This window comes from Pseudomonas sp. SB113 (assembly GCF_040754745.1).
Lineage (GTDB): Bacteria > Pseudomonadota > Gammaproteobacteria > Pseudomonadales > Pseudomonadaceae > Aquipseudomonas > Aquipseudomonas grimontii.
The window spans coordinates 65341-75913 of sequence record NZ_JBFMHW010000028.1; the positions used below are offsets into that span (position 1 = coordinate 65341).

Annotated in this window: 9 protein-coding genes; 3 read left to right on the forward strand and 6 right to left on the reverse strand. The window is 63.4% G+C overall.

Annotated elements, in window-relative coordinates; all coding sequences use genetic code 11:
• The first annotated feature begins 47 nt into the window (after positions 1-47).
• Positions 48-1193 (forward strand): nitric oxide-sensing protein NosP, encoded by a 1146-nt coding sequence (nosP, locus tag AB1462_RS27005; protein WP_367248434.1) that lies wholly within the window; start codon positions 48-50, stop codon positions 1191-1193.
• Complete coding sequence (locus AB1462_RS27010; RefSeq protein ID WP_143513915.1) at positions 1174-3078, forward strand: NahK/ErcS family hybrid sensor histidine kinase/response regulator; 1905 nt, start codon at positions 1174-1176, stop codon at positions 3076-3078. Before nosP ends, AB1462_RS27010 begins: the two co-directional genes overlap by 20 nt.
• A gap of 1299 nt (positions 3079-4377) precedes the next feature.
• On the opposite strand, the gene AB1462_RS27015 is transcribed toward AB1462_RS27010, so the two are convergent.
• From AB1462_RS27015 to AB1462_RS27040, 6 genes are all read right to left on the reverse strand, one after another.
• Positions 4378-5043: a response regulator transcription factor gene (locus tag AB1462_RS27015; RefSeq protein ID WP_090406018.1), complete on the reverse strand. Its 666-nt coding sequence runs from the start codon at positions 5041-5043 to the stop codon at positions 4378-4380.
• Positions 5044-5058: 15 nt separating this feature from the next.
• Positions 5059-5607, reverse strand: a complete 549-nt coding sequence (locus AB1462_RS27020; protein ID WP_090406014.1) for a PQQ-dependent catabolism-associated CXXCW motif protein — start codon at positions 5605-5607, stop codon at positions 5059-5061.
• Positions 5608-5714: 107 nt separating this feature from the next.
• Positions 5715-6506, reverse strand: a complete 792-nt coding sequence (locus tag AB1462_RS27025; RefSeq protein ID WP_367248436.1) for an ABC transporter permease — start codon at positions 6504-6506, stop codon at positions 5715-5717.
• On the reverse strand, positions 6503-7243 hold the full coding sequence (locus AB1462_RS27030; RefSeq protein ID WP_090406008.1) for an ABC transporter ATP-binding protein: 741 nt from the start codon (positions 7241-7243) through the stop codon (positions 6503-6505). The genes AB1462_RS27025 and AB1462_RS27030 overlap by 4 nt, the downstream gene beginning before the upstream one ends.
• Entirely contained in the window at positions 7240-8199 is a 960-nt protein-coding gene (locus AB1462_RS27035) for a YVTN family beta-propeller repeat protein (RefSeq protein ID WP_090406006.1), read from the reverse strand. Before AB1462_RS27035 ends, AB1462_RS27030 begins: the two co-directional genes overlap by 4 nt.
• 30 nt (positions 8200-8229) lie before the next feature.
• Positions 8230-9402 (reverse strand): ABC transporter substrate-binding protein, encoded by a 1173-nt coding sequence (locus AB1462_RS27040; RefSeq protein ID WP_315339054.1) that lies wholly within the window; start codon positions 9400-9402, stop codon positions 8230-8232.
• A gap of 186 nt (positions 9403-9588) precedes the next feature.
• On the opposite strand from AB1462_RS27040, the gene AB1462_RS27045 reads away from it, so the two are divergent.
• Positions 9589-10573: histidine kinase (locus AB1462_RS27045; RefSeq protein ID WP_367248439.1), on the forward strand; the 985-nt coding region annotated here is incomplete at its 3' end.

The window sequence follows — 10573 nt, forward strand, 5'->3', positions numbered from 1 at the left end:
CCACCCTCCACCCTTCGTACACTCATGCCTCAGAGGGGGAGGTAACGATGCATAACAGTGAAGGCGTAGTCAGTGCCATGTCCCAGGCCACCGATGCCGGGCAAGCCGCCGAGGAGTTGGCGCGGCAACTGTTGCATCCGTACCTGGGTTTCGTGCTGTTTTTCTGCTCGGCGTCCTACGACCTGCAGACCCTGGGCCACGCCCTGCAAGAATGTTTCGGCAACGTACGCGTGGTGGGCTGCACCAGCGCCGGCGAGATCACGCCCCAAGGCTACGGCCGCAATTGCGTGACGGCGATGGGCTTCAACCACGCGCACTTTTCCATCGCCACGGAGCTGATCGACCAGGTGGAACACTTCAGCCTGATCGACGCCCAGCAGATGGTCGAACGTCTGGTCGGCGGTTGCCGCAGCAACACCCTGGCGCCGATCAAGGGCAACACCTTCGCTCTGACCCTGCTCGATGGCCTGTCCAGCCGCGAAGAGGTGGTGCTCGCCGCCCTCAGCGCGGCGCTTGGCGACATTCCGCATTTTGGCGGTTCGGCCGGCGACGACAACTTCCTCACCCACACCCACGTGTACTTCAACGGCGCCTTCCACAGCGGCGCGGCGGTGGTGGTGCTGGTCAATACCTGGCTGGATTTCGAGGTGTTCACCACCCACCACATCCTGCCGCGCAGCGAAAAACTGGTGGTGACCGGCGCCGACAGCCCGTCACGCCGGGTCTTCGAGCTCAACGCCGAACCCGCCGCCGAAGAGTACGCGCGGCATATCGGCGTGGCCGTGGCCGACCTCGATCACCGCGTTTTCGCGGCGCACCCGTTGGCGGTGCGCATCCACGACCAGTATTACGTGCGGGCGATCCAGCAAGTGCACGACGACCTCAGCCTGAGTTTCTACTGTGCGGTGGAAAACGGCATCGTTCTCACCGTGATGAAACCCGGGCCGATCTTGCCGAACCTGCGAACCCTGTTCGACGGCCTTCAATCACGCCTTGGCGACCTGCTGTTGACCATCGGCTGCGACTGCTTCCTGCGCCGCCTGGAGCTGGAAGACAGTGACAATCTGGAACAGATCGGCGGCTTCCTGCGCGACCAGCGGGTGATGGGCTTCAACACCTACGGAGAACAGTTCAATGGCATGCATATCAACCAGACCTTCACCGGGGTCGCCATTGCCCGAGGCCGGCGCTGAACTGCTCGCCCAGGTTGCCCAACTGCAACAGGACAACCACAAGCTGGCACGGATCAACGCGGCGCTGATCGAGCGCATCGAGTCCGGCATGGCCCAGGGCAACAATCCTTACACCACCTTTCAGCATTCGGTGGTGCTGGCCGAGCAAGTGCGCGAACGCACCGACGCGCTGAACCAGGCGATGGCCGAACTCAAGGCCAGCAACCACTTGCTGATCAACGCCCGGCTGCGCGCCGAAACCCTGCGCGGCGAACAGGCGGCGGCGCAAAAGGCCCAGGAAAGCGAACGCTGGATTCGCCTGATCACCGATAACGTCCCGGCCCTGATCGGCTACCTGAATGCCGACCTGGTCTACGAATTCACCAATAAAGTCTATGAAGAATGGTATTGCTGGCCGCGCGGCATGATGCTCGGCCAGAGCCTGCGTGAAGTCCACAGCGAGCAGCATTGCCAGCGCCTGGATGCCTACGTCTCCCGTGCCCTGGCCGGGGAAAGCGTGACCTTTGAATTCGCCGAGACCAACATCAATAACCAGGAGCGCTACATGCTGCGCTCCTATGTGCCGAACATGCTGGCCAGCGGCGAAGTGGTGGGGATCTTCGTACTGATCCGCGACATCACCGAACGCCGCCGTACCGCCGAAGCCCTGCACCAGGCCTATCAGCATTTGGAGCAGCGCGTGGCCCAGCGCACCTCGGAACTCACCGCGCTCAACGACCAGTTATTGCAGGAGATCGACGAGCGCCGCCGCATGGAAGCGCGCCTGCGTGAAGCCAAGCTCGAGGCCGAGCAGGCCAACCTGTCGAAAACCAAATTCCTCGCCGCCGTCAGCCATGACTTGCTGCAACCTTTGAATGCGGCGCGTCTGTTTACCAGCGCACTGCTGGAGCGTCCCAGCGAAACGTTGGTGCGCAACGTGAGCAACTCCCTGGAAGACGTGGAAAACCTGTTGGGCACCCTGGTGGATATCTCCAAGCTGGATGCCGGGGTGATCAAGGCCGACATCGCGCCGTTTGCCCTGAGTGAATTGCTCGACAACCTGGCCGCCGAGTACACCGAATTGGCCCGCAGCGAAGGCCTGGCGCTGCATTTTGTCGGCTGCTCGGCGCTGGTGCGCAGCGATATTCAGTTGCTGGCGCGGATTCTGCGCAACCTGCTGAGCAATGCGATTCGCTACACCTACAAAGGGCGCGTGGTGCTGGGCTGTCGCCGCCAGCATCAGCGTTTGTTGATCCAGGTGTGGGACAGCGGCATGGGCATCGCCGAGGAGCGTCTGGAAGAGATTTTCCAGGAGTTCAAGCGCGGCGATGTGCAGCGGCCCGACCAGGACCGTGGGCTGGGCCTGGGCCTGGCGATTGTGGAAAAGATCGCCGGGATTCTTGGGCATCGCATCAGCGTCAAATCCTGGCCGGGCAAGGGGTCGATGTTCTCGGTGGAGGTGCCGTTGAGCGCCACTGCGCCCAAGTCGCTGCCGATGCTGGCCATGAGCGAACCGATGCTCGAACGCCTGCAAGGCGCGCGGGTGTGGGTGCTGGATAACGACGCGGCGATCTGCGCAGGGATGCGCACCTTACTGGAAGGCTGGGGCTGCCAGGTGATCACGGCATTGTCCGAGCAAGACCTGGCACGCCAGGTGGACAACTACCATGCCGAAGCGGACTTGCTGATCGCCGACTACCACCTCGACAACGACCAGAACGGCGTCGACGCCGTCGCCCGCATCAATGGACGCCGCGGCCGCGCGATCCCGGCACTGATGATCACCGCCAACTACAGTAACGAGTTGAAGCTGCAGATCCGTGAGTTGGGGCACACCTTGATGCACAAACCGGTACGCCCGATGAAACTCAAGACCGCCATGAGCCACCTGCTCGGTCGGCCCTGACAAAACGGAGATCCAGTGTGGGAGGGGGCTTGCTCCCGATGGCGGTGTTTCAGTCAAGAAGGTGTTGACTGGTCCACAGCTATCGGGAGCAAGCCCCCTCCCACCGTTGGCCGGTGTTGAGTCAGGAAAATGGGTGGCGCAGATGCGCCCGATGAAACTCAAAACCGCCATGAGCCACCTGCTCGGTCGGCCCTGACAAACGGAGATCCAGTGTGGGAGGGGGCTTGCTCCCGATGGCGGTGGTTCAGCCAAGTAGATGCCGACTGGTCCACAGGTATCGGGAGCAAGCCCCCTCCCACCTTTGACCGGTGTTGTGTCAGGAAAATGGGTGGCGCAGATGGGCCCGATGAAACTCAAAACCACCATAGCCACCTGCTCGGTCGACCCTGACAAAACGGAGATCCAGTGTGGGAGGGGGCTTGCTCCCGATGGCGGTGGTTCAGCCAAGTAGATGCCGACTGGTCCACAGCTATCGGGAGCAAGCCCCCTCCCACCGTTGGCCGGTGTTGAGTCAGGAAAATGGGTGGCGCAGATGCGCCCGATGAAACTCAAGACCGCCATGAGCCACCTGCTCGGTCGGCCCTGACAAACGGAGATCCAGTGTGAGAGGGGGCTTGCTCCCGATGGCGGTGGTTCAGTCAAGTAGATGCCGACTGGTCCACAGCTATCGGGAGCAAGCCCCCTCTCACCTTTGACCGGTGTTGTGTCAGGAAAATGGGTGGCGCAGATGGGCCCGATGAAACTCAAGACCGCCATAGCCACCTGCTCGGTCGGCCCTGACAAACGGAGATCCAGTGTGGGAGGGGGCTTGCCCCCGATGGCGGTGTTTCAGTCAAGAAGGTGTTGACTGGTCCACAGGTATCGGGAGCAAGCCCCCTCCCACCTTTGACCGGTGTTGAGTCAGGAAAATGGGTGGCGCAGATGCGCCCGATGAAACTCAAGACCGCCATAGCCACCTGCTCGGTCGGCCCTGACAAACGGAGATCCAGTGTGGGAGGGGGCTTGCTCCCGATGGCGGTGGTTCAGCCAAGTAGATGCCGACTGGTCCACAGCTATCGGGAGCAAGCCCCCTCCCACCGTTGGCCGGTGTTGTGTCAGGAAAATGGGTGGCGCAGATGGGCCCGATGAAACTCAAGACCGCCATGAGCCACCTGCTCGGTCGGCCCTGACAAAACGGAGATCCAGTGTGGGAGGGGGCTTGCCCCCGATGGCGGTGTTTCAGTCAAGAAGGTGTTGACTGGTCCACAACTATCGGGAGCAAGCCCCCTCCCACCTTTGACCGGTGTTGAGTCAGGAGGATCAGCGCCGCAGGTACGAGCCGAAATCGATATCCCCGGCACTGAGGATTGCCTGCACCCGGTTGTGCACGTTCAACTTGCGCAAGATCGCCGACACGTGGGCCTTTACCGTGGTCTCGGCGATCTCCAGCGTGTATGCGATCTGTTTGTTCGACTCGCCCTTGGTCATGCGTTCCAGCACCAGCAATTGCTTGCGTGTCAGGGCTTGCAGCAGTTCGGGGGCGAAGCCGGGGTTTTCGTTGAGGCGCCGCTGGGTGCCGGGCTTTTGGGTGCGGATGATGTCCGGCGGCAGGTACACGTTGCCGTTGAGGATCTGCTGGATCGCCTCGGTCATTTGCAGGCGCGGTGAGGACTTGGTGATAAAACCCACGGCGCCGTAGGTGATGGCTTGAAGCACGATCTGCTTGTCCTGCTCGGCCGAAACGATCACCACGGGTATGGTCGGCGCTTCGTTGCGCAGGTTGATCAGGCCATTGAGGCCGTGCATGCCGGGCATGTTCAGGTCGAGCAGGATCAGGTCGAGGTCGTCGTGTTCCTGGGTCAGCGCCAGGGCGCTGTCGAGGTCGGCGGTTTCCATCACTTCGCTGCCGGGGAAGCCGTCGCTGATGACGTTATGGATCGCTTCGCGAAACAGTGGGTGATCGTCGGCAATCAGGATTTTGTACATGGCCGTTCACCTTTCTTATTGTGATGTTTGAAATGGCTCGGGTTGGGCGACCGTCACCGGCAGCTTTGCCGCTTCCCAGGCATCCAGACCGTCGCGATACCAGTACACAGAGGTATAGCCGAGGTTGGCGGCACGTTTTACCGCGTTCCAACTCAGCCAGCAATCGGAGCGGCAATAGAAGACCAACGGTCGCTTGAGGTCGCCGCCACTGTAGGCATACAAATGGCGCACGAAATAGCTTTGCCACTCCGGCGTCAGGTCGCCGTCGCCGGTATTGGCCAGCCAGTGGCTGCCGGGCAGGTTGGCGTGGGGCTGGTCTTCGATGAAGCGGCCTTGCAGCCACTGGCGGCGGTACACATCGATCAGCACCGGCGCAGGGCTTTGGTTGAGCAGGGTTTGCAGGGCCGCAGTGTCGACAATCGTGGCGCCTGGCAGGTGGTCGGGCGTGGGGCTGCGGTACAGGCTGATGCGGTAGCCGTCGGCGGAAAACAGTGGGGTGTCGGCCTGGACGTTAGCGACGAACAGGCACAGCAGTGCCAACAGAGGCGGTCGGGCATACAGCATGGCAGGGCAATCCTTATCGTTATGCGCGCATTACACGTGAGTCCCGGGCCCTTGGGAATGCGACGATAGACAGGAAAACCAGTACCAAAGTAGTAGTTTCCCTGTCTTCAGCCTTTTTTGCGCAACGCCGCATGCTGGGGATTGAAGGTCAGCACCGCCAACACCGCGAACAACAAGGTCAAGCCCAGGCACACCGCCAGGGCCAAGCCGGCGAAGCGTTCGTACAGGGCAAAACGCACCAGTTCGACGGCGTGGGTAAACGGGTTGACCGCGCACAGCCAGTACAGCCATTCGCTGGAGTCGCGCATCTTCCACAACGGGTACAACGCCGACGACAGGAAAAACAGCGGGAAGATCACGAAGTTCATCACCCCGGCAAAGTTCTCCAACTGGCGAATCGCGTTCGACAGCAACAGGCCCAGGGCGCTCAGCATCAAGGCCACCAGCAGCAACGCCGGCAGGGCGATCAATAGCCCCATGGCCGGCGGTTGCACGCCGTACACCCAGGCAATCGCCAGGAACCCATACACCTGCAACAGCGAAATCAGCGCCGTGGCCAACAGCTTGCTGCACAGCAAAAACGTGCGCGGCAACGGGCTGGTCAGCAACACGCGCATGCTGCCCATCTCGCGGTCGTAGACCATCGACAGGGAGCCCTGCATGCCGTTGAACAGTAGGATCATGCAGGCCAGCCCCGGGATGATGTACACCTCGTAGGGGATGTAGGTGTCGTAGGGTTCGATCACCGAGATGCCCAACGCGGCGCGAAACCCGGCGGCGAACACCAGCAACCACAGCAACGGGCGCACCAGCGCACTGAGAAACCGCGTGCGCTGCAACACAAACCGCAGCCACTCGCGCAGCACGATGCCCCGCAGGCATTGCCAGTAAGCGTTCATGCCGCAGCTCCCGTCGTGGTGGGGCGCGTCAAGCGCGCGAACACACTGCCGAGGTCGCCGCCTTGTTCCAGGATCAGCGTATCGACTTGCCCGCTGGCCACCAGGCGGCCCTGATGCAGGATCATCAACGCATCGTCGGCCTGGACTTCATCGAGCAGGTGGGTGGTCCACAGCACGCTGATGCCGTGTTCGAGGCACAGGCTGCGCACGTGCTGGTTCAGCGCCAGGCGGCTGGCCGGGTCGAGGCCGACGCTGGCTTCATCCAACAGCAGCAAGCGCGGCTCATGCAGCAACGCCCGGGCGATTTCCACCCGGCGCCGATGCCCGCCGTTGAGCTCGCGGACTTTTTCCCGGCGCCGTTCCGTGAGGGCCTGGCGTGCCAGTTCGGCGGCTACGCGCAGGTCGGTCTGGCGCCGCGATAAACCATGCAGCGCGGCGTGGTAGCGCAGGTTCTGCTCCACGCTCAAATCCAGGTCCAGGGTGCTTTGCTGGAACACCACACCCAGTTGCGTAAGGGCCGCACGCGGCGCATCGCGCAGGGAATGACCGCCCACGCGAATGTCGCCGCTTTGCAGGTCATACAGCCGCGTCAGCAAGGCAATCAAGGTCGATTTACCGGCGCCATTGGGCCCCAGCAACGCCGCAAAACGCCCCGGCGCCAGGCTGAAACTCACCTCGCACAAGGCCTGCCGCGCGCCATAGGCGAAGCTCAGGTCGCGCACCTCCAGGGCGTTCATGGCGTGACCACCACGCCCCACGGATAACGCCCGACTTTCACCGACTTGATCACCTTGAGGCTGTCCACATCGATCACCGACACATCACCGCTCACGCCGTTGGTGGCGAGCAACTGTTTCTCGTCCGGGGTAAATGCCATCTGCCACACGCGGCGGCCCACCAACAGGTAGTCGAGGACCTCGAAGGTCTTGGCGTCGATCACCGCCACATGGTTGGCCGGGCCGAGGGCGACGAAACCGTACTTGCCGTCGGCGCTGAGCTTGATCCCCACCGGCTGTACCTTGTCCGGGTGCACGCCCTTGATCTTGAAGGTCAGGGTCTTGAGGATCGCGCGGCTGGCCACGTCGAGGATGGTCACGGTGCCGCCGATTTCCGCCGAGGCCCACAGCTGCGAGCCATCGTGGTTGAACTCGACGAAGCGCGGGCGCTGGTCCACCAGGGTGCTGTCGGCCAGGGTCTGGGTGCTGGTGTCGATCCAGTGCAGCATGTTCGTGGTTTCGCTGGTGTTCACCGCCCACTTGCCATCCGGGCTCACGGCCATGCCTTCGGGTTCGACGCCGACGTTGATCTGGCCGAGCACCTTGGAGGTCTCGGTGTCGATCACGGTGACCAGCGCGTCGTCTTCGTTGGAGACGTACAGCCAGCGGTTATTGGGGTGCAGGGCGAACTGCTCGGGGTCTTTGCCGGAGGGCAGTTCCTTGATGATCTTGCGCGTGGCCACGTCCATCACCTGCACGCGGTCCGAGTCGCTGGCGCAGATGTACAGCAGCTTGTTGTCGTGGGACAGCAACAGGCCCCGTGGGCGCTGGCCGACCTTGAGGGTGTCGGTGACTTGCAGGGTCTGCATGTCGATCAGGCTCAGGCTGTTGTCTTTTTCGTTGGAGACCCAGGCGGTACTGGCCACGGCGTGCCCGGTGGCAAGCAGCAGGGCGCATGAGAGCAGGGTGCGGCGCATGGCGGATTCCTTATTATTGTGGCGAGGCAATCAAGGGAAGCGGCAGGTCACCTCGGGTTTGTCATAGCCCAGGCTGTCCATTTCGTTGGTGGGGTGCAGGAAACCGTCCTGGGGCGAGGTGCTGACCAGCGCGCGGGGCTGCACGATGGGAATCGGTTGGCGCAGTTGGCCGTTCCAGGCGCGGTAGCTGAGCTTGCGGCCCTTGAAACCATCCAGGGGCAGTTGCTCGCTGATGTCCACATCGCGGATCGCCATGGGCTCGACCTGGCGCAACTTGCTCACTGCACTGGCGACGCTGCGCACGGCCATCCAGGCGGCGAAGTCGCGGTCGTTCATCCAGCGTCCGGCCAGGGCCTCGAAGCGTTTTTGTAACTGGGCGGCGCCGTAGGTCTCGACGGTTTTGTGCCAGCCGGTGGGCGTCAGGCCCTGGGTACCGGCGACGGGGCGCGGGTACCAGGTCTGGTAGGGCACGTACTCACCGAAGTCGCCTCGCTCGTCGGCCACCAGCACCACGTCGTATTCGGCGGTCTGGGTGAACAGCGGCATATCTGCCTGGGCGCTGCGGCGTTGGTCGTTATCGAAACGCCAGGCTTTTTCCGCCACCAGTTGCACGCCGAAGCGTTTGGCGGCGCGACGCAGGGCGGCGGCGTAGGCCTGGTCATCCTCGGTGGGGCCGACGATCAACAGCGCTTTCTGCCATTTGCGTACGACCAGGAACTGCGCCAGCGCATCGGCGAGCATCGCGCGGCTGGGCAGCGTATGCAGCACGTTGCCCAGGCAGTCGGTGCTGCGCAGGCGGTCATCCGGGCTGCCGGCGTTGAACAGCAGGCTGTCGGGCAACGCCGCGCTGAGTTGGCGCAGGCTGGCGGCGGGCGCGTTCACTACGAACAGGCGCAGGCCCTGGGCATGCTGGGCCTGAGCGGCGGCAAGCAGGGCGTCTGGGGTGTCAACCGTGGCGCTGGTCAGGCTGTAGCGCTGGTTGAGAAAAGCGCCGGTGCTGTTGCTGTCGATGATCGCCAATTCAGCGCCGCGCTGCCCGGCATCGGCGGGCTCGGCAATCACATTCGACAGCAGCGGGCCCGGATCGGGCCGATAACCCAGGTAGCCGAGCTGCACCTGCAAGGGCGCTTCGGCGGCCTGGCCGGTGGCGGCCCAGGCGATCGCCAGCAGGCAGATCACGGCGTAGGGGGCGAGCTGGCGCATAAGGCACTCCATGACAGGTAGCGCCAGCATAGGAACCCTGAACGTCGCTGCAAATATGCAGAAAGTAGCGCTGGGGCAGTACCAAGGTAGTAGCCACGCGCAGCGGGTGCGGTCTTAGCATGGATCCCTACCGGTCTTATTCACAGGAGTGACACGAGCATGCGCGTCTTCACCACCCGGTCTGGCCTGTCGGCCCTGTGGCGCATCAACCTGTGGGTGTGCGGCTTCTTCGCCCTGGTGACCGGCGCCTGCGCCGCGCTGTTGCTGCACCAGGCCCTGGCCGATGTGGAGCGCGAGCTGCAATCGGCCGAAGCGGTGGTGCACTACCTGAGCGAAACCGCCGAGCGCGACCCGGCCAGCCTGCAACCCCACCTCACGGCGAGTTTGCGTCATGTGCGGGTGCACTGGCTGGCGAGCGGCGCCACCGCGCAAACGCCGGCCCCGGACGGGCTGGACGCCTGGCTCGGGCGCCTGCTGTTTGCCGAGGCGCGGCACAGTGCCCAGGTGCTCGACTTGCCGGACGGTCGGCGCGTGTCCATCGCCGTTGACCCACGGGATGAAATCGACGAGGTCTGGGACTCCCTGCAACAACTGCTGGGCCTGTGCGCCCTGGCCTTGATACTGAGCCTGTTGACCATCCGCTGGGCGGTGCGCCGTGGCATGGGCGTGCTGGATGAATTGCTGCGCGCGCTGCAACAGGTGTGCGCCGGCCAGCTCAACGTGCGCCTGCGCAGTGAAGGCGCGCCGGAAGCACGGCAACTGGCGCTGCACTTCAACCGCATGACCGACGCCCTGGAGCAGGCGCGCACCGATAACACCCGGCTCACCCAGACCCTGCTGGCGGTGCAGGAGCAGGAGCGCACCCACCTGGCCCAGACCCTGCACGATGACCTCGGCCAATACCTGGCCGGCATTCGCGCCCAGGCCTGCCTGTTGCGGCTGGTCACCGATCAGCCGCATCTGTTGGCGTCGACGGTGGCGCAACTGGAGGATCACTGCGAGCACTTGCAGCACGGCTTCAGGGCGTTGGTCCACGACCTCTATCCGGTGGCCCTGCAACACCTGCCGATGGCCGAGGCGTTTTCGATGCTGGTCACGCAGTGGCAGGCCAGCCACGGCATTCCCTGCCACCTGCAAATCAGTACGGACCTGCCGCTGTTGCCCGGCGCCA

What these genes read in the sequence shown, in the direction of transcription:
- AB1462_RS27035 (WP_090406006.1), bottom strand. Translation starts at nt 8,199, where the DNA reads ATGCGCCGCACCCTGCTCTCATGCGCCCTGCTGCTTGCCACCGGGCAC.
- nosP (WP_367248434.1), top strand. Translation starts at nt 48, where the DNA reads ATGCATAACAGTGAAGGCGTAGTCAGTGCCATGTCCCAGGCCACCGAT.
- AB1462_RS27040 (WP_315339054.1), bottom strand. Translation starts at nt 9,402, where the DNA reads ATGCGCCAGCTCGCCCCCTACGCCGTGATCTGCCTGCTGGCGATCGCC.
- AB1462_RS27025 (WP_367248436.1), bottom strand. Translation starts at nt 6,506, where the DNA reads ATGAACGCTTACTGGCAATGCCTGCGGGGCATCGTGCTGCGCGAGTGG.
- AB1462_RS27015 (WP_090406018.1), bottom strand. Translation starts at nt 5,043, where the DNA reads ATGTACAAAATCCTGATTGCCGACGATCACCCACTGTTTCGCGAAGCG.
- AB1462_RS27030 (WP_090406008.1), bottom strand. Translation starts at nt 7,243, where the DNA reads ATGAACGCCCTGGAGGTGCGCGACCTGAGCTTCGCCTATGGCGCGCGG.
- AB1462_RS27020 (WP_090406014.1), bottom strand. Translation starts at nt 5,607, where the DNA reads ATGCTGTATGCCCGACCGCCTCTGTTGGCACTGCTGTGCCTGTTCGTC.